The organism is Ammoniphilus sp. CFH 90114 (genome assembly GCF_004123195.1).
In the GTDB taxonomy this organism is placed as follows: Bacteria; Bacillota; Bacilli; order Aneurinibacillales; family RAOX-1; genus YIM-78166.
Map to the genome: position 1 here is coordinate 106,154 of NZ_SDLI01000006.1, position 18,254 is coordinate 124,407.

At 42.5% G+C, this 18,254-nt stretch carries 20 protein-coding genes; 5 read left to right on the forward strand and 15 right to left on the reverse strand.

Annotated features, from left to right (window positions below; translation table 11 throughout):
* Positions 1-177: 177 nt before the first annotated feature.
* Positions 178-795: a LysE family translocator gene (locus tag EIZ39_RS14810; protein ID WP_129200767.1), complete on the reverse strand. Its 618-nt coding sequence runs from the start codon at positions 793-795 to the stop codon at positions 178-180.
* Between the two features lie 231 nt (positions 796-1,026).
* Between EIZ39_RS14810 and EIZ39_RS26670 the strand changes: the two genes are divergently transcribed.
* A complete protein-coding gene (locus EIZ39_RS26670) occupies positions 1,027-1,182 on the forward strand; it encodes a hypothetical protein (RefSeq protein ID WP_164985109.1) in 156 nt (51 codons plus the stop codon).
* Between the two features lie 249 nt (positions 1,183-1,431).
* The gene (locus EIZ39_RS14815; protein WP_129201019.1) at positions 1,432-2,367 is read left to right on the forward strand and encodes a beta-ketoacyl-ACP synthase III; all 936 of its coding nucleotides are present in this window, start codon (positions 1,432-1,434) and stop codon (positions 2,365-2,367) included.
* Between the two features lie 72 nt (positions 2,368-2,439).
* Here EIZ39_RS14815 and EIZ39_RS14820 read toward each other — a convergent pair whose 3' ends face one another.
* Entirely contained in the window at positions 2,440-2,715 is a 276-nt protein-coding gene (locus EIZ39_RS14820) for an HU family DNA-binding protein (protein ID WP_129200768.1), read from the reverse strand.
* Between the two features lie 159 nt (positions 2,716-2,874).
* Between EIZ39_RS14820 and EIZ39_RS14825 the strand changes: the two genes are divergently transcribed.
* Positions 2,875-3,273, forward strand: a complete 399-nt coding sequence (locus EIZ39_RS14825; protein ID WP_129200769.1) for a (deoxy)nucleoside triphosphate pyrophosphohydrolase — start codon at positions 2,875-2,877, stop codon at positions 3,271-3,273.
* A 152-nt stretch (positions 3,274-3,425) separates the two neighbouring features.
* On the opposite strand, the gene EIZ39_RS14830 is transcribed toward EIZ39_RS14825, so the two are convergent.
* The 8 genes from EIZ39_RS14830 to EIZ39_RS14865 all read right to left on the reverse strand — a co-directional run bounded on the left by EIZ39_RS14830 (position 3,426) and on the right by EIZ39_RS14865 (position 11,620).
* Positions 3,426-4,460, reverse strand: a complete 1,035-nt coding sequence (locus EIZ39_RS14830) for a cytochrome d ubiquinol oxidase subunit II (RefSeq protein ID WP_129200770.1) — start codon at positions 4,458-4,460, stop codon at positions 3,426-3,428.
* Complete coding sequence (locus EIZ39_RS14835; protein WP_129200771.1) at positions 4,457-5,806, reverse strand: cytochrome ubiquinol oxidase subunit I; 1,350 nt, start codon at positions 5,804-5,806, stop codon at positions 4,457-4,459. The genes EIZ39_RS14830 and EIZ39_RS14835 overlap by 4 nt, the downstream gene beginning before the upstream one ends.
* Positions 5,807-5,898: 92 nt before the next feature.
* Entirely contained in the window at positions 5,899-6,906 is a 1,008-nt protein-coding gene (locus EIZ39_RS14840; RefSeq protein ID WP_129200772.1) for an ABC transporter ATP-binding protein, read from the reverse strand.
* A gap of 28 nt (positions 6,907-6,934) precedes the next feature.
* A complete protein-coding gene (locus tag EIZ39_RS14845; protein WP_129200773.1) occupies positions 6,935-7,744 on the reverse strand; it encodes an ABC transporter permease in 810 nt (269 codons plus the stop codon).
* Between the two features lie 4 nt (positions 7,745-7,748).
* Complete coding sequence (locus tag EIZ39_RS14850) at positions 7,749-8,552, reverse strand: ABC transporter permease (protein WP_205668565.1); 804 nt, start codon at positions 8,550-8,552, stop codon at positions 7,749-7,751.
* Between the two features lie 125 nt (positions 8,553-8,677).
* Positions 8,678-9,868 (reverse strand): acyl-CoA dehydrogenase family protein, encoded by a 1,191-nt coding sequence (locus tag EIZ39_RS14855; protein WP_129201021.1) that lies wholly within the window; start codon positions 9,866-9,868, stop codon positions 8,678-8,680.
* A gap of 13 nt (positions 9,869-9,881) precedes the next feature.
* Positions 9,882-11,072 (reverse strand): CaiB/BaiF CoA transferase family protein, encoded by a 1,191-nt coding sequence (locus EIZ39_RS14860; protein WP_240675821.1) that lies wholly within the window; start codon positions 11,070-11,072, stop codon positions 9,882-9,884.
* A gap of 230 nt (positions 11,073-11,302) precedes the next feature.
* The gene (locus tag EIZ39_RS14865; protein WP_205668566.1) at positions 11,303-11,620 is read right to left on the reverse strand and encodes a DUF3870 domain-containing protein; all 318 of its coding nucleotides are present in this window, start codon (positions 11,618-11,620) and stop codon (positions 11,303-11,305) included.
* Positions 11,621-11,791: 171 nt separating this feature from the next.
* Here EIZ39_RS14865 and EIZ39_RS14870 point away from each other — a divergent pair, with 171 nt between their 5' ends.
* Both EIZ39_RS14870 and EIZ39_RS14875 read left to right on the forward strand, forming a co-directional pair.
* Complete coding sequence (locus EIZ39_RS14870) at positions 11,792-12,967, forward strand: SpoIID/LytB domain-containing protein (protein ID WP_240675822.1); 1,176 nt, start codon at positions 11,792-11,794, stop codon at positions 12,965-12,967.
* 106 nt (positions 12,968-13,073) lie between these two features.
* Complete coding sequence (locus tag EIZ39_RS14875) at positions 13,074-13,175, forward strand: sporulation protein YjcZ (RefSeq protein WP_129200776.1); 102 nt, start codon at positions 13,074-13,076, stop codon at positions 13,173-13,175.
* A gap of 48 nt (positions 13,176-13,223) precedes the next feature.
* On the opposite strand, the gene EIZ39_RS14880 is transcribed toward EIZ39_RS14875, so the two are convergent.
* The 5 genes from EIZ39_RS14880 to EIZ39_RS14900 form a co-directional block, all read right to left on the reverse strand.
* The gene (locus EIZ39_RS14880; RefSeq protein WP_129200777.1) at positions 13,224-13,970 is read right to left on the reverse strand and encodes an SDR family NAD(P)-dependent oxidoreductase; all 747 of its coding nucleotides are present in this window, start codon (positions 13,968-13,970) and stop codon (positions 13,224-13,226) included.
* A gap of 38 nt (positions 13,971-14,008) precedes the next feature.
* Positions 14,009-15,271 carry an APC family permease gene (locus EIZ39_RS14885; protein ID WP_129200778.1) on the reverse strand — a complete coding sequence of 421 codons (1,263 nt, stop codon included), beginning with the start codon at positions 15,269-15,271 and terminating at the stop codon, positions 14,009-14,011.
* Between the two features lie 149 nt (positions 15,272-15,420).
* Complete coding sequence (locus EIZ39_RS14890) at positions 15,421-16,206, reverse strand: 3-hydroxybutyrate dehydrogenase (protein WP_129200779.1); 786 nt, start codon at positions 16,204-16,206, stop codon at positions 15,421-15,423.
* Positions 16,207-16,245: 39 nt separating this feature from the next.
* Entirely contained in the window at positions 16,246-17,565 is a 1,320-nt protein-coding gene (locus EIZ39_RS14895) for a GntP family permease (RefSeq protein ID WP_129200780.1), read from the reverse strand.
* Positions 17,566-17,589: 24 nt separating this feature from the next.
* Entirely contained in the window at positions 17,590-18,243 is a 654-nt protein-coding gene (locus EIZ39_RS14900) for a CoA transferase subunit B (RefSeq protein WP_129200781.1), read from the reverse strand.
* Positions 18,244-18,254: the final 11 nt, after the last annotated feature.

Here is an 18,254-nt window from a genome sequence, read left to right on the forward strand (position 1 = left end):
ATCTTCGGCAAATCTTTCTATATTTGTAATTGAATTATATGATGTTTTCCGTCAATTCTCCATAGTAAATGTCGTTCATTCCAAAATTTACTTGGATTCACTAGAAAAAACAAACAAGGCTGACCCTTGGAATCGGTTTTACCGTATTCAAGGGTCAGCCTCTTCAAAGTTTTTATATTACTTACTTGAGAGAAGCAGCTTAAGACCAAGACTTCCAAAAGCCGTTCCTTTAAAATATTTCAGCCCCCTCATGAATAAGTTGCTTCCTGTCATTCTTTCTCCCAACTTGGAGGCAAAAATAGAGATTATAGTAAAAATGATAAGAGTTTCTAGAATGAAAATGAAGCCGAATAATAACATCTGAACACCCGCATGACCTCTTGTTGGATCAACAAATTGAGGTAAGAAGGTTAAAAAGAAGATGGCGACTTTCGGATTCGACAAATTCATGATCATTCCTTTCTTAAAATATCCACGGCTACTGCCATTCTGTGGTTGCAGAGCTATGGTGCCTTTTTCTCGGAAGGATTGAATAGCTAAATATAAAAGATAAATGACACCTACAAACTTTAATATATTAAAAGCTACTATAGATTTTTGAAAAATGATGGACAAACCTGCAGCTGCCAAGATAGTATGCACCAATGTTCCTGTAATCGACCCCAAGACGGTTTTTATGCCTGCCTTATTGCCAGAGCTAATACTCTGTGTAAGAACAAACAACATATCTTGGCCCGGAATAAGGACAATCATAATGGATACAATTATGTAGGATAATAGCCATGAATCAATCATTTTCTCTCTCCTCATCTCTTTATTTTTTTACATTTAATCACGTCCCTCTTGGCTTCGCAAGAACCTCTGCTAATATGCTAACAGTCTAATATTCTAATGCATTAAAGAGCACCTAAGACATCTCGTTATTAAAAGGTGAAATCCACTGCAATCGAACTTCACTTTTTCTTTGGATGAATTTGGCTAGAATGGAATTAGACATAAAAAATTTAGTGAGACGAGGGATTCTAAATGGAATTGCATATTTATGTAGCTGAGAAAACTTGTGAACAACAACAAAGGGAATGGGAGAAAATGACACGTATTGCGTGGAATTTAAATAATGAAAATGCGAAAAAGGTGGACTGGACAAAAGGTTTATTAAAATTAATACAGCTAATTCGATGAGTCAAAAGAATAAATATAACCCCACAAGCCGACCGAGATGAGGAGTGTTTGTGGGGTTATATATTTATGTGGGAAAAACTGATATACTTATTTTGGAATTATGAATGAATTTCTTGGTACCTAGTCATAAAATCATTAGAAGTCAGCCTTATTGTATGGTAAAATGTATCAGTCATGTTAGTGAAAACCGTATTCTTTTATATTACGTATTATATATTATTGCAAAAATTGGAGCTGATTGGATAAATGATACGTGCTGGTATATTAGGCGTTGGGCATTATCTTCCTGAACAGATAATGACTAACCATCAATTCGAGGAAAAATTAGAAACATCGAATGATTGGATCATTGCTCGTACGGGGATAAGAGAACGTAGAATTGCCTCCTCTGACATGGATACTTCAGATCTTGCTGCTAATGCCTCGTTAGAAGCGCTTGAACAGGCTGGAATCACAGCAAAGGATATCGATCTTATCCTCGTTGCTACTGGGACGGCAGATTACGAAGGTTTCCCATCTGTAGCCTGTCTTGTCCAAGATAAAATAAAAGCCCGGCATATTCCGGCACTTGACTTGAGCGCTGCCTGCGCGGGTTTTATCTATGCCATGGTTGTCGCTAAGCAATTTATCGAGACGGGCACATATAAGAATGTTCTAGTGATCGGTGCTGAGAAGGTGTCTAAGAAGCTAGACTGGACAGATCGTAACACGGCCATTCTTTTCGGAGATGGGGCTGGAGCTGTTGTGATGGGGCCAGTTTCTGAGGATAAAGGGATCTTATCTTTTGATCTAGGTTCGGATGGCAGCGGAGCCGAACAACTCTATATTAGAGATCACCTAAAAATGAACGGAAGAGAAGTTTATAAGTTCGCCGTTAGACAAATGCCTAAATCCATACAACATGTAGCGGAGAAAGCTGGACTGAATCTTGATGAGGTTGATCTTTTCATTCCCCATCAAGCGAATTCGCGTATTATTGAAGAAGCAGCTAATAAGCTTGGCGTGACGAAGGAGAAATTCTCAATCACCCTAGATCGATATGCTAATACTTGTGCAGCGACCATTCCTCTGTCAATTAAGGAGGAACTCCGTTCAGGAAGATTGAAATCGGGAGATATGGTCATCATGGTCGGCTTCGGGGCAGGACTTACATGGGGATCTATTGCCTTAGTATGGGGTAAATAATAGTGACTATCATAATGAAAGCCTTGGTGTGGGAGTAGATCCAACCAAGGCTTATTATGATGTTACCTTAACTTAAGCATTAACCGATTCCTTCAACAACTTTCCTGCAGAGAAAGCAGGGATCTTCGAAGCGGCAATCTCGATTTCTTCACCAGTTTGCGGGTTACGTCCCTTACGAGCGGCTCTTTCTCGTACTTCAAAGTTACCAAAGCCGATTAACTGGACTTTCTCCCCTTTTTTCAAGCTTCCTTCAATCGCTTCAAATACAGCTTCAACTACCTTCGCTGCATCTTTCTTCGTTAATTCTGCGGACTCCGCAACATAGGCGATTAATTCTGTCTTGTTCATTAAATTCCCTCCATAGAGAAATATTGGTCATGTGCTATCATATTATCCAAACTTACGTTCGAAAACAAGGGGAAAAGGGTAAAAACTTGCCGAATAGGCGAAAAATGTCGTTCTTTTTTGTCATAATAGTATTATCGTCTGAATGAGGGGAGCTTTTATATGAAGAAAACGATACATGTTGTCGGAGCTGTGATACGCAACGATCAAGATGAGGTTCTCTGTGCGTTACGTTCACCTTCCATGTCTATGCCGAATCTGTGGGAGTTCCCTGGAGGGAAGTTAGAGCATAACGAACACCCAGAAGAGGCGTTGGTACGGGAAATTCAAGAAGAATTAGGGTGTACAATCTCAGTGGGTAATCAAGTAGCTGATATTTATCATGAATATCCCTTTATTATTGTCCATTTGATCACTTTTGAAGCAAAGATTACGGAAGGTAGCCCTTTAGCTAACGATCATGCTCGCATTGAGTGGTTGCCTATAAATACAATCGAGCAATTAGAATGGGCCCCCGCAGATCTTCCAACGATTGATCAACTAATGGGTCGAGCACTGTAACAAAAAAAAGCCCCACCATAAGAGAACTATGGTGGGGAATCACTCTCAACACTAAACTTATTTCGTTTAGTTATCTTGATTATACGTACTTTTTTACGACATGAATACTAATAAATTTTACCTTGTCGGATTAAGGTAAGTTAGCCAACTTCTTACTCCTGGCGTATATATCTTCGATCGTTCATAAACAGTCTCCAGAAATAGATAAAGCCAGGAAACAAGATGACAAATCCAACAATATAAGAAATAAACACAGCACGAAAGGTAGCTGGGTGCGTAAATCCGGATTCTACGGTTACAATCGGATAAACGAGGTACGGCAAGTGCGCTCTCCCATAGGCATAACTAGCTAATAAGTATTGTGTAACAACGGCAACAACAGCAGCTCTTGGTCTTCCTGTTACCCTTCTCTTCACACCCGAAGGAAGGAATAGCGCAATATATCCCAGAAGGAAAATGAGAATGGAAGTGAGCAATAATGGAAAGTACTCCATCATGTTTTGATAGATCCATGGAGCCTCGATTTCCATTGTTAGCATAATAAAAAATGTTGTAAATAACACGATGGGACCAAGCAACACGGCATCACGGCGATAAATAGCATAGGCTTCTTTTTCATCCGCGACATTCGAGTAATCCGCCAACAATAAAGAAGAGAGAAACAAAGTGCTGCTAATAGCAAAAGCCATAAATGCATAGGTTTGTGGGCTCGTAAATAGGATATCTAACTGAAGCTGTTCTACCCCATTGATGATTTCGATATAACCTCCATGGGTGATTGGAAGAACCGCAATCAGTAATCCGGGAATAAGAAGACCTGTGATTCCCGATATATAAGTCAGGCCCTTACGATAATCTTCAGCAATGTGTGAGAAAACAAGAAAACCACTTCGGATAGACAAAAGGATAAGGATTAAACTGCCTGGGATCAGTAAAACCGTGCCTAGTGTATAGGTGGCTCCCGGAAAAAAACTGATGAGGGCTACAACAATCCCTACAATAAAGACATTGGTTACTTTCCATGTCGGGGATAAGTAGCGATTCGAGATATTCGTGGCATTCGTTTTCTCGCGATTAATGTAAACCATAGACCAAAATCCAGCCCCGAAGTCCATCGTAGCCATAACAGCATAAATAAAAACGAATCCCCATAGGACGGATACCGCAAGTAGTTCATCCGTACTCATATCGTCCCTCCAGCCGCATCCGTTCTCTCTCCTAGTTCTTTACGAACGGGATGTCTACGGAAATAGTACAGTAATACGAGAACAACGGAGATACCTAAGATAACATAGACCAAGGCAAAGAGTGAAAACAATAAGCCTAGTTGAGTTGAACCTGTGACAGCCTCTTCTGTGGTCATCATTCGATAGATTACCCAAGGCTGCCGCCCTGTACAGGCAAAAATCCAACCGAACTCAACAGCAAGCATCGATAGTGGACCTGCAGCGACGAATGACCACATCATCCAACGAGGGAACACATCTCGCTTTAAAACTTTATTCCAAAGAAAACCGATTATAGCTAACAAAATGAGCAATGACCCAATGCCCACCATGGCATTGAAAAGAGTATGGACGAACAAAGGCGGCCACCATTCTTCGGGAAAATCATTTAATCCTCTGACCACCGTATCAAATCGATCCCCAGCAAGGAAGCTCAGGGCCCAAGGAATATGAATTGCATATTTAACCGTTTGCGTCTCCCTGTCCGTAAATCCGCCAATGGCAAGTGGAGCATAGGGCTGCGTCTCGAACAAGCCTTCAGCTGCCGCCAATTTTTCTGGTTGATAGACGTGCAGTAATTGAGCTCCTTCATGACCATTTACAGCTGTAATGAGTGAAAAAAATCCTCCTACGGCTAGGCTTAGAACTAAGGCCTTGCGATGAAAGTGATATACGTTATTTTGTACCTTTTCTTTCATCATCTTATAGGCAGATATCGAAGCGATGACGAAGGCCCCTGTCATAAAAGCTGAAACCGTTACATGTGCTGCGGTAACAAAGAAACTAGGGTTAAAGAAAGCAGCCCAAGGATCCACATCCACAATTTCCCCATTGACAATTCTAAATCCCGTAGGGGTTCCTTCAAAGGCATGGACATTCGTGATTAAAATGGCAGACGCGGCTGCACCTATTGCCACTAAGGTAACACTAATGATGCGCATGGCAGGAGAGATTCGATCCGCTGCGTAAACATAGATAGACATAAACAAGGCTTCTACAAAAAAAGCGTAAATCTCAATTTGAAAAGGTAAGGCCATCACCTTCCCTACCACTTCCATGAATCCCGGCCATAGTAAGGATAGCTGCACCCCGGCAATGGTGCCTGTTGGAATGGCAACCCCTAGTAAGACGGCAAATCCTTTTGTCCATCTGTTTGCCATAAGGGCATAATCTCGGTCCTTCGTTTTTTGATACAGGAGTTCAGCAAATAGGACCATGAGAGGGATGCCTACACCAAGAGTAGCAAAAATAATGTGAAAACCCATCGTCATTCCAAACAATGATCGGGCGGTTAATACATGATCCATGAGTTCCATCCTTTCTCTTAATATCACAGGGATATTATTCCTTATTTTACAAAGGCAATTCATCATAAAATGGAAAAAGGCTAACCCAGTGTTTAGACGCTAGGATTAGCCTTTTTATTTTCATATCCCTCTTGATACATCTGACGGATGATGGAATCGATTTCAGGTTCTTCTAAAGACAGATCCATAATTTCGGCTCTCTCCGAGACCTTCTGAATAATCTGTGCAGCAGTAAATTCTTCCCGATTAAATCTTAACCATTTCCGAGGTCCTTCTTCTCTTATCAGCTCCGCTCCTTCTATTCTCAGATCTGGTCGGTCCTGCTCTAAGTCCACGACTAAGATTCTTGTTTTACCAAAGTGGTCCTTTATGGTGGACAATCCTCCGTCGTACATCACGCGGCCTTGATCTATTAAAATCATCCTCTTACATAGCTTTTCAATATCGGACATGTCGTGGGTGGTTAAGATGACGGTAATGCCGCGTTCTTTATTCATTTCTTGAATAAACGTACGCATGCGTTCTTTAGCTACAACATCGAGCCCGATGGTTGGTTCATCTAGAAAAAGAATGGATGGATTATGCAGCAAGGAGGCAGCGATATCTGCTCTCATCCTTTGTCCTAGAGAAAGCTGTCTAACGGGGGTTTGATAAAACTCATGCAAGCCGAGGATCTCGGCAAAGGTGTCCATATTTTTTCGATATTGCTCTTCAGAGATATAGTAAACCTGCTTTAGAAGTTCGAAGGATTCAATCGTGGGGAGGTCCCACCAGAGCTGAGAGCGTTGCCCGAAAACAGCGCCAATTTGACGAGCGTTTTTCTGCCTCTCTTTATAGGGAATCAAACCTCTAACGTGTACTTCTCCCGATGTGGGAACAAGGATTCCTGTCAGCATTTTGATGGTGGTGGATTTCCCTGCGCCATTCGGCCCAATATACCCTACGACTTCCCCTGCTTCAATGGAAAAAGAGACATCATGAACGGCTGACTTCGTGATGTACTCCCTATGGAACAAACTGCGGACAGCCCCCCACATTCCCTCTTGACGTTTGGCGATAAAATATTCTTTAGAGAGATTCCTAACTTCAATTAAACTCACCGTTTGAGCCCCCTGACGAAACCATAATTTAAGAACCCGTACTTTTATATCGATCTAATCCAAGCATCCATATTCGATAACAGATCCAGAAAAAAATAAGACCTATGACTGCACTCATTGACCCCCAATACGAGGAGTAGAATGGATGACTCTTATCAAGTAATAGAAGGGCCGGAAGATAGTTTACAAAAGCAAAAGGAATGACGACAATCACAACCCATTGGATAATTCGTGGATAAAGGGTTAAAGGATAATTCATCATGCTTTTGGCTGGGAACATCACAACCCAATAAAATCTTTCTGATCGTGTTGTCCAAAATGCAATCGCAGAGATAAGAACTAGTAATCCCCCCTGTATGAGGGTTCCTCCTAGGACAGCACCTGCAAAGATTCCCCATTTACCGATTGTCCATTCCAATTGAAGTTGATGATAAGCAATCGCTACAGCTACGATACTAAATAACAGTTGTCCGAAAGCACCGATATCAAATTTCATCGCCATGAAATGAAAAAAGGGATGGATCGGGCGAACTAAAAAACGATCAAAGGTACCGTTTAGAATATATTGGTCTAAACTGCGAAAATGAAAGAAAAAGAGAACACAAATACCCCATGATAGGACAGCTAAAGCAAATAAAAAGATTAATTCCCATAGAGTCCATCCTTCTAGAGATCCAAATGAGTGAAGCATGACCCACATGGTTACAGCCGTCCCAGCATAACTCATCGCCCAACCGATAATATTCATGAAGAAAGCATAACGATACTGCATTTGGGCTCTTATACTTGCGTTCACCATCTGAACGTACATCCTACTTCCACGTGCCCAGGATTTCATTCCTCTATCCCCCTTGCACGACAATTTTATTTGAGGCTCTTGACCATACCCATCTTAAAAGGGCATAACAGATGAACAGCCAGAGGATCTGAGTGGCCAAGGCAAGGTATAGCTCTTCTCCCTGTAATTGACCTACAAATATAGAATTTGGCACAAAGAAGATCCCCTGAAAGGGAAGGAATCGTGCAACGAACTCTAGCCAGTCTGGAAAAAACCATAACGGAATGACAGAGCCAGAGAAAAGGGAAATGGAAAAGTAGAAAATATCCTCTACCCCACCGGTTTCTATCAACCAGAAGGTAAATAAACCGAAGGTTAATTCAAGACTGTAACGAATAAGGTAACCAAGAAAGGCAGAGAACACAAACAGCCCCCACTGGCTAAGAGTTGTAGGCATGTTCAAGTCGAAACTGAAGAACAACACAATATATAAGGGAAGAACAGCTGTAATCATGTGAAACGCAATGTTGCCGAAGTCTGAAAATAAGCTTCGCGTCGGATAGTCATACGGTCTCATCATTTCCATCGCGATGTCACCGGTACGTACTCTTTCTTGGATCTCCCAAAGAGGAGTCCCTGCTCCGTGAATCCCCTGTAACATTTGACTAATGATGATATAGCTCAGCATCGATTCAAAAGTTACCCCGCTGACTGGCTCTTTCCCACTATATAACCCATGCCAGATAAACCCCCACATAAATAAAAAGATAATGTTTGATAATAACCGCGTCCAGGCATCAAACCGATAAGCAGCTGACCGCTGAAAGGCTTTGCGCGAGAACTCTAGATACATCCGAAGTGACCTCACTCTTGTCCTCCCTTTACTTAGCTTATTACTTTCAGATAGTATATTCATTTTTCCTAAGCGAAAAAACGTGGGAGATAAAAAAAGCTTCACTCGCATTCACGACGAGGAAGCTAATAGGAAAGGTTTTATTCAAAAGGCCAAGAAGGCAACATCTGATTTAGCGGTTTATCTGTCCGATATCCCAGTGCATACTCAGCTTGCATAATCGTGTGAATTTCTCTTGTACCTTCGTAGATGACTGGAGCTTTAGAGTTTCGTAGATACCGTTCTACCGGATATTCGTTAGAATAGCCATAGGCTCCATGGATTTGCACGGCATCATTTGCGGCTTCGAATGCTGCATCACAGGCCAACCACTTGGCAAGAGATGTTTCTCTGGTATTGCGTTTCCCTTCATTCTTCAGCCATCCAGCCTGGTACACAAGAAGTCGCGAAGTTTCAAGATTAGCGGACATCTTAGCAATCATCTGCTGAACTAGCTGGTGCCGTCCGATTTCTTTTCCGAACGTCTTTCGTTCATGACAATATTTAATACTCGCTTCTAAGCAAGCGTTAATGAGTCCACATGCCCCCGCTGCAACGGTAAACCGTCCGTTATCTAAGGCAGACATGGCAATTTTAAATCCTTCTCCCTCTTGCCCTAACAAGTTTTCCTTCGGCACTCTAACTTCTTCTAAGAAAACTTCACCCGTATTACCAGCTCGAATTCCTAACTTTCCTTTAATGGCCTTCGTTGTGACGCCAGGGTATTGCCGTTCTACGATAAAGCAACTAATTCCATGATGCTGTTTTTCTTTATTCGTTTTAGCAAAGATAAGAAAGTGGTCAGCAATGTCACAGAGGGAAATCCAAGTTTTAGATCCGTTGAGGATATAATGGTCTCCATCTAATTTTGCGGTGGTTAACATAGCAGCTACATCCGAACCGGCATTAGGCTCTGTCAGTCCAAACGCTCCCACCTTTTCCCCCCGCGCCTGGGGAACTAAATATTTTTCCTTTTGGTACTCATTCCCCCATTGAAGTAAGGTCATACTGTTTAATCCGGTGTGAACAGAAACGGCTGTTCGAAAGGCAGTATCTCCCCGTTCTAGCTCATCACAAATGATGGCTAGTGTGTTATAGTCCATTCCTATTCCACCATACTTCTCAGGTATACAGACTCCCATCAGGTCTAGATCGGCCAATCTCTTTAAGATATTGGCTTCAAAGTGACCTCTTGCATCCCACTCTTGTATGTAGGGGTTAATCTCTCGGTCCACAAATTGGCGAACCATCTTCCGAACGGCTACTTGATCTTCTGTTAAAGAAAAATTCAACATAAGTCTCCTCCTAGATCTCTTTGTTTTTTTTCATATTTATGATTTGGTCTTCGGTATAGCCCAGTTCACGTAAAACCATTTCGGTATGTTCTCCGTATAAAGGAGGATGTCTTCTCATCTCCACCTTTGTTCTTGATAGCTTTAATGGAGAGCCTACTAGTTGTATTTGATTGGCGGTTGGATGATTCATCTTTACAACCATATTCCTGTCTCTGACTTGAGGATGTTCAAATACCTGTTGCATATTGTTGATGGGTCCATTAGGTACGCCAGCTTCTTTTAATAATAGTTGCCATTCGGCTGCTGACCTTTGCTTCATCTTTTCTGTGATGATTGTGGTGAGTTCTTGTCGGTGCTTTAGTCGGTTCGGATTGGTTATGAACTTATCATTTACTCCAAGTTCTGCCATCCCTAAGACTTCAGCAAACCTCTTGAATTGGTTATCATTACCGACTGCTACCACCATGTCTTGATCTTTTGTGGGGAAAACCTGATATGGAACGATGTTGGGGTGTTGGTTTCCAAGTAGAGATGGAATGTCTCCTGAGATGAGATAATTACTAGCCACATTAACTAAGGCGGAGATCTGTGAATCGAATAAAGAAATATCAATACTTTGACCTTGTCCTGAATGATTTCTTTCATTTATGGCGGCGAGTATGCCAACCGCTGTATAAAGTCCTGTTAACACATCAGCGATGGCAACCCCAACTTTCGTAGGGCCGCTTCCTTGGTCTCCTGTAATGCTCATGAGTCCGGACATGGCCTGAATGATGTAATCATAACCGGGCTCCTTACTGTACGGCCCCGTATGACCAAAGCCTGAAATGGAGGCCAATATGAGTTGTGGATTTATATCATGAAGAACTTCGTAGCTTAAGCCTAAACTTTCCATGGTACCAGCTTTAAAGTTTTGGACGACAATATCTGACTGTGCAACAAGAGACTTGAAGATTTCTTTTCCTTTTTCACTTTTTAAATCAAGGGTTATGGCTCTCTTATTACGGTTAGCACATAAGTAATACGCGCTCTCTGTACTGGCATAAGGAGGACCCCAGTGACGTGTGTCATCTTTTACGTGGGGACTCTCTATTTTAATTACGTCTGCACCTAAATCTCCTAGAATCATCGTGCAAAATGGACCAGCAAGGACTCTTGTCAGATCTAAAATCTTGAGTTTTCCTAAAGCAGAAGAAGCCACCTTCATTCCCCTTTCTTAAAATACAAAGAGCCAGTCAAAAACGAACACAATGCTTCGCATCATGCTGTTTTAGACTGGCTCCTTCGTTTATGTAACGTCTTCCGGCTAGAAAGATCTAATAAACAAGGCAGTCACTTGTGACTATTGAAACGATTCAGCTTACGTATTGGGGACACCAATATCTATGAACCTAATGTTAGAATATAATAAATTCGAACTTTTGTCAATAGTCAGATTTTTAGTTGCTCGAACTGAGTGAACAAATCTTTTAGTGCGGCTACAAGAGCATTGCTTGCTCTTCCGCGATAGTGATGTTGAAGCAAGCGAATTGGCTCATCGATACCATCCTTTAAGCTCATTCCCCTAAGTATTTCCCCTACATAGTTACGCCCATGTTCTGTTGCAAGTGTGCAAGAAGCTTCTAATATTACCCCGTATTTCTTGTCGATCTCGACCGTGATCGTTAGAGTATCGAACACACTCTTGGCTGCCATCCCTTGTGGAAGTTTGGAGTGGCCAGCAATAAAAATCGTATGAATAGATGCCATAGTTTTAATCTCTCCCCTATTGTGTATACCCTACACCTATAATATAACAAATCGAATAGCCAATGAACAGTTCAGGGAATATTACCTACCATGAGATATCAAATGATGGTCACATTTCTTAGTCTATTTTTACTTACCATTACATCTCCCTCCGTAAAGGCGGATGAACTTGTGACAGTAAAGTTAGTAAATTATTTAGGGAATAAGGATCATATCGAATTTTATTTGACGGGAAACTTTAACTCCCTAGATCCTACCTTTTCATGGCAAGAAGGAGTCAAGTATTCCCTGACTGTACAAGAAAGTTCATTCATTCTCGAAGGCAATGGGCTGACTCATACTATTGAGGGGCCCTTGTTTCTTATTCCTGAACGGTATGATCAGCACCATGTTGTACGGATTAATAGAAGACCCTACTTAGGTGCGATGGAGTTTCGACTGGAAGATGAACAATGGATTAGACCGGTCAACCAACTGCCACTAGAAGATTATCTAAAGGGGGTCGTACCGTTCGAAGTCTACCCTACTTGGGGAATTGAAACGTTGAAAGCTCAATCCCTAGCTGCGAGAACTTACGCTGTAACGCATATGAGAAAGGAGATGGACGATACAATCAGCTTTCAAGTATATGGTGGATATGCTTGGTACCCTAGTACAACGAAAGCGGTAGAGGAAACTCGTGGAGAGGTGGTCACATTTAAGAATCGACTTATTGAGGCTTTTTATTCTGCCAGTAATGGCGGGGTAACGGAAAGTAATGCGAATGTATGGGGTGGAAACCCGATTCATTATTATCCGATCAAAACCGATCCCTATGATCCTGTGCATCCTTGGGAGTTTGAGTTGCATCAAACCCAGATTAACCCGGGCGTATTTCAAGGGGATCAAGAAGACTGGTGGGATTCGTTAGAGGAAAAGGACCGGAAGGTAAGTGAGACAATGAAGAAGTGGCTTGAGCGGAAGGGATACGGTGGGGATTTGAAAATACTTTCTATCCCCCGTTTCGAGTTATCAAAAGTCAGACGAAGTTCTCAACGAGCAGTGAAGGGCTCTATTGAAGTCGAATTTCTAGAGCGCCTGATCGATGGGACTGTTCTTTTTCAGACCATTACCCTTGATGACGTTCCTCTCTCTCACATCCGGCCCATGTTAGGGGGAAATCTATTGAAGAGTTATTTTATTGATTCCCTTACATTGGAAGACGATGTTTTTATTATGCGAGGAAAAGGATACGGACATGGAGTGGGAATGAGTCAATGGGGAGCCCACTATATGGCGGAGAAAGGAAAATCGTATGAGGATATTATCCACTTCTACTTCCCTGGAACAACCATTACTCATCATTAACAGCCGCATGATAAAAAAATAAACGTTTTGCCTAGGGCATCCGCCCTGCCGAATTCCAAGGATGGACATAAGATAAATTAACCTCATAAGGAAGGAGGCAGATACAATGAGCTATGCAGCTGGTGTAGGTCTAGGCGGTGGCTTGGCGTTTATTTTGGTTCTCTATATCTTGCTTGTCATTATTTCCCGTCCTGGAGTATTCTACTAGGACCATACGGACAAAAAAATCAGCGGGAAACCTCCCGCTGATTTTTTCTTATTCTTCATAAATCATCTTTCTAGTCATTCCACCATCAATAATCAAATTTGTCCCCGAAATAAAGTCGTTAAGGGGATTGGTTAAGTAAAGACAAGCGCGCGCAATGTCACTTGGCTTCCCTACGCGATTGGCTGGGTGCTGCTGATGATCTCTCTCTTGAAGGGCCTCGTAGTCTCCTGTTTCAATCCAACCTGGGCTAATCGCATTGACTTGGATGCGGTCACGTCCTAACGAAACGGCTAGGGCATGCGTTAAAGCGAGGATTCCTCCTTTTGAAGCTGCATAGGCTTCTGAATGAGGCTCTGACATTATCGCTCGAGTAGACGAGATATTGACGATGGACCCTCCCCCATTTTGCTTCATTACTTTTGCCACTTCACGACTTAAGAAGAAAGTGCCTCTTAGATTGGTATTCATTACGTCGTCCCATTCTTCCATGGTAAGCTCGTAAGGTGACTTCCAGAAGGATACCCCAGCATTATTAATCAGAATGGTGATTTTTTCATACTTATCTGTAATCTGCTGAACCCCTTCTTCCAGCTTATCAATATTCCTAATATCAAGGGCTACAACCAAACACTCTCCCCCTGTTTGCTGAATTTGGTTTGCAGTTTGATTAGCTTCCTCTAAGGATTTGTCTGCAATGATCACTTTAGCTCCTTGTTCGGCGTACGCAATAGCAATGGCTTTTCCGATACCCCTACCTGCTCCTGTGACCATAACGACGTGATCTTGAAAGGTCATGATGATCTACTCCTTAAATATTTATTACGTTGAATGAATTATACAATATTATTCACTTCGTTTTTATCGGGTACTCTCATTCTCAAGCGGGTATATAAAGGCCAAGAAGTTAGTAAGGCGATTAGAATCAGTACCCATACGTTGGAGAACAAAAGGATACCAAGAAAGCAGATGGCCAAAAAGATGGCTATAGTACGAACCCACCCCTGGTTCACTAATTTAAAAGCAGCCAAGATGCCGAGTAAAGCATTGCACAAGAAGAAGCCGTCTGCCACGGCGACTAGTTGCTTTAGGGTCGCCCAGTCGAGTAAGACAAAGGTGAAGGTAATAAGATGTATGGTGAATAAGGCCATCATCGCAGAGAATGGTACATGGTTCTTAGTGCGGGCTGCTAAAAATAATGGAAAGATCCCTTGTTCAGCCTGTGCACAAATTAAACGTGATACTCCTCCAATTACCATCAGAGCGGTGCTGATACAAAGGGCAGTTGTAATAAGCGAAATAACAGGTAGTGAGAAAGAGCCAAACAGTGGGACAAGAATCATGTCGAGTTTCCCAGTGGCCTCAGAACCTAAGCCTATAGTGGCAGGATCCATCCACTGAACAGCAGCAGCAACCGTTAAGGAAACAACAGTGATTACTATGGCACTAAATACAATCGCACGGGGAATTGTTTTTGACGGTTCCCGAACCTCTCCTGAGTAATTACCAACAATCTCCCATCCGACGAGACACCAGAATAATAGAAGTAAGCTGTAGCCAAAGGACGGCCATTCAAAAGGGGTCGAAATGAGAACCTCTCCCCGATAATAAAGCAGGGATATAATAGCGCCTGTAACCAGGATAAACGCGATACTGCTAGAGAGAATCAGGGAAAGCTTTCCAACGGACATGATGTTCATGGATAAAATACTATAAGTAAGAATCATTAACCCCAGGGTAATAAGATAGGGATTCCACCCTAACCATAGATGGAGATATTCTGCCGCTGTGGATAGTACGGCAATCGGTCCTAAGCAAACAGCTAATATGAGAAAGTTAGCACTCAAAGTTCGAAATGATTTTCCAAAAGCCTGTTCTACCGCAAGTGATGCACCGGAATCCCCAGGGTATAATATACTTAGTTTCCCAAATAAAAAAGCAAACATAATACTTAGAGCCATCATAAGGATCCAGGCAACCAGGGCATAGTCCCCAGTCACTTGATGAATAAGAGGCGGTAAGATAATGATACCCGAGCCGAGTATCGGGCCAATGATCAGTCCACTCAGTAAAAAGGGCCCTAGCTTATTCGTTTTCATGATTTTACCTCCACATGCTTTTATCTACTATTGGGATTATACGGTGAGTGGAGAGGAATGTAAAATCAATAGTTTTGAGGTAAATCATTCATTTTTTCGATTTCCTTAAAAAAAGATGAACCTTTTTTATAGGTCCATCTTTTTGTGAGTTATTGTGCTGTATATCCGCCGTCTATGACCGCAGCTTGGCCTGTAATTCCACCAGCTTTATCACTGGCTAGAAACATTGCATAATCTGCAATTTCTTGTACTTTTAATAACCTTTTTTGAGGAACGAGAGGATAGATCACCTCTTCCAATACTTTCTCAAGTGGGACATTCCTTGTTGTGGCAAGGTCTGCTAATTGATTTCGTACTAATGGAGTGTCGACGTATCCAGGGCAGATCGCATTGACTGTTATCCCATGTGTTGCTCCTTCTAATGCAGCCACCTTTGTCAATCCTATGACTCCATGCTTCGCACTATTGTAAGCAGCTTTCCCTGCGAAACCAACTAAACCGTTGATGGAAGCCATGTTCAGAATTCTTCCGAATTGCTGCTTCTTCATAATAGGCATGACATGTTTAATGGCGATAAAGGGTGCTGTTAACATGACCTTAACAAGCAGTTCGAATTTTTCAGTTGGAAAATCTTCAAGGGCAGACACGTACTGAAGTCCTGCATTGTTAATCAATACATCGAGACGACCATACTCGGTGATCGTATGCAAGATCGCAGCTTTGATTTGCACCTCATTTGTCACATCACAACCAAGACCAATAGCTTTTAACCCTTCTTCCTGCAGTCTCTTTGCACTTTCCTTGGCTGCTGCTTCATTTAAGTCAGTTATGACGACGTTAGCCCCTTCCCGTGCAAATGAAGTCGCAATTTCTAGACCGATTCCGCTTGCAGCACCTGTGATAAATACAATCTTCCCAGCTACTAAATTCCCCATTATAATTCTCCCCTCTTACCTAAGATGCTAATTTATAAATTAAATGCCTACGCCTAATGAAAACAGAACAATAGCAATGATAACTCCAATGACAGGGACGATGACCGTTAGGGCTCCAACAGCAGCATAGGCATCCTTATGGGACTCTCCACAAATTCCTCGAATCGTTGTAACTACGTAGCCGTTATGCGGCAAGGAATCTAAGGCACCGGAAGAAATGGCAACGACACGGTGTAAGGCTTCTGGATTTACCCCAGCGTCTAGATAACCCGGTGCGATCAATGGTAAAGCAATAGATTGACCACCAGAGGCAGACCCGGTCATTCCGGCAATGACACTTATCGCGATGGCAGCGCCGATTAGGGGACTCCCTGGAATATGGGTAAAGGCTTCAACAGCTGAAGTAAAAGCGTCAGAAACCTTTGCTACACTACCAAAACCAACAACTGCTGCTGTATTGGCGATAGCGATCAACGCGCCTAGCGTTCCGTTGGAAGCAGATTCCCATACATTCTTTAAATGTCTGCGATTTAGGGCCCATGTGGCCACGATTCCACCAAGTAGAGCAATAATAAGGGCAGATTGCTTCAAGCTGTCATGATAGATAAAGGAAATAACGAGTACCACTAATAAAGGAATAAGTCCTAGAACTGGATTAGGCAGTTCGCGTTCTACGACGACAGGATCACCTGCTCTAGATACGAAACGCTCTCCATTGGCAACGGCCTTCTTGATCATTCTTTGCAACCACCAGAATCCAAAAACAATCATGAAAACGGCTACAATTAGACTAACTTCCCATCCTGCATAGGGGCTTGTGTTTAAATATTTAATCGGAATCCAGTTTTGGATCTCTGGAGATCCTGCAGAGGTCATCGTAAAGGTTACAGAACCGAATCCCAATGCTCCAGGGATGAAGCGACGAGGCAAATCAGCCTGTTTAAATAAGCTCAAGGCTAAAGGATAAACAGAGAAAGCCACGACGAATAAACTAACTCCACCATACGTAAGGATAGCACACGCGGCAACAACAGCCAGTACAGCTTGCTTCATTCCTAGACGCTCTACAACCCATTTCGATACACTGTCAGCGGCTCCGGTATCTTCCATAACCTTACCGAAGATCGAACCAAGTAAGAACATGAGGAACCAAGAGGCTACAAACCCGGAAAAACCAGCCATATAGTTACCTACAAGGTTCGCCTCCCCTTCGGCAACGAGTTGTGGAAACAAAGGGATACCGCTTAATACGGCTAAGAAGACCGCACACAATGGGGCAGCAACAAGCAGATTCATCCCTCTCATGGTTAAGAAAATCAGGAGACCAAGTCCCCCAACTAAGCCAATCATACTTAACATAATAAATCCTCCTTTTCCGTCTCTCTAGTTTTTAATCAACAACGTTGGAGAAATGATGAGCTCAGGTTGTGTGCATGCTTTGATATCTTCAACGGTATAACCTGCGGCTACCTCAACGAGCACTAGACCTTCTTCGGTTACGTCCATTACTGCTCGATCCGTAATAATACGGTTCACGACTTGCTTCCCTGTCAGCGGTAATGAGCATTGATTTAGAATTTTAGTCTCACCATACTTATTAACATGCTCCATGAGGACGATGATCTTCTTGGCTCCATGAACGAGGTCCATAGCGCCTCCCATTCCTTTCACCATCTTGCCCGGGATCATCCAGTTCGCTAAGTCTCCCTTCGCTGATACTTCCATGGCACCGAGAATGGCAACATCGATGTGGCCCCCTCTAATCATGGCAAAGGATTCTGCACTATCAAACAAGGATGCTCCAGGTATCATGGTAACGGTTTCTTTCCCAGCATTGATTAGATCGGGATTAACTTCTTCTTCTGTTGGATAGGGACCAATTCCGAGTAAGCCATTCTCGGACTGAAGAATAACTTGTTTGGTTGGAGGGATGTAGTTAGCCACTAATGTCGGAATCCCAATACCTAAATTCACATAGTAACCGTCTTCGATTTCTTCTGCAGCACGTTGTGCTAATTGTTCTCTTGTTAAGCTCATTTTCGCTCTCT

Excerpts from the sequence above, each read along its gene's own strand:
- EIZ39_RS14885 (WP_129200778.1), bottom strand. The coding sequence starts at position 15,271 with ATGAAAACGAATAAGCTAGGGCCCTTTTTACTGAGTGGACTGATCATT.
- EIZ39_RS14810 (WP_129200767.1), bottom strand. The coding sequence starts at position 795 with ATGATTGATTCATGGCTATTATCCTACATAATTGTATCCATTATGATT.
- EIZ39_RS14890 (WP_129200779.1), bottom strand. The coding sequence starts at position 16,206 with ATGGGGAATTTAGTAGCTGGGAAGATTGTATTTATCACAGGTGCTGCA.
- EIZ39_RS14880 (WP_129200777.1), bottom strand. The coding sequence starts at position 13,970 with ATGACCTTTCAAGATCACGTCGTTATGGTCACAGGAGCAGGTAGGGGT.
- EIZ39_RS26670 (WP_164985109.1), top strand. The coding sequence starts at position 1,027 with ATGGAATTGCATATTTATGTAGCTGAGAAAACTTGTGAACAACAACAA.
- EIZ39_RS14830 (WP_129200770.1), bottom strand. The coding sequence starts at position 4,460 with ATGAGTACGGATGAACTACTTGCGGTATCCGTCCTATGGGGATTCGTT.
- EIZ39_RS14845 (WP_129200773.1), bottom strand. The coding sequence starts at position 7,744 with ATGAAATCCTGGGCACGTGGAAGTAGGATGTACGTTCAGATGGTGAAC.
- EIZ39_RS14865 (WP_205668566.1), bottom strand. The coding sequence starts at position 11,620 with ATGGCATCTATTCATACGATTTTTATTGCTGGCCACTCCAAACTTCCA.
- EIZ39_RS14875 (WP_129200776.1), top strand. The coding sequence starts at position 13,074 with ATGAGCTATGCAGCTGGTGTAGGTCTAGGCGGTGGCTTGGCGTTTATT.
- EIZ39_RS14900 (WP_129200781.1), bottom strand. The coding sequence starts at position 18,243 with ATGAGCTTAACAAGAGAACAATTAGCACAACGTGCTGCAGAAGAAATC.
- EIZ39_RS14835 (WP_129200771.1), bottom strand. The coding sequence starts at position 5,806 with ATGGATCATGTATTAACCGCCCGATCATTGTTTGGAATGACGATGGGT.
- EIZ39_RS14820 (WP_129200768.1), bottom strand. The coding sequence starts at position 2,715 with ATGAACAAGACAGAATTAATCGCCTATGTTGCGGAGTCCGCAGAATTA.
- EIZ39_RS14825 (WP_129200769.1), top strand. The coding sequence starts at position 2,875 with ATGAAGAAAACGATACATGTTGTCGGAGCTGTGATACGCAACGATCAA.
- EIZ39_RS14895 (WP_129200780.1), bottom strand. The coding sequence starts at position 17,565 with ATGTTAAGTATGATTGGCTTAGTTGGGGGACTTGGTCTCCTGATTTTC.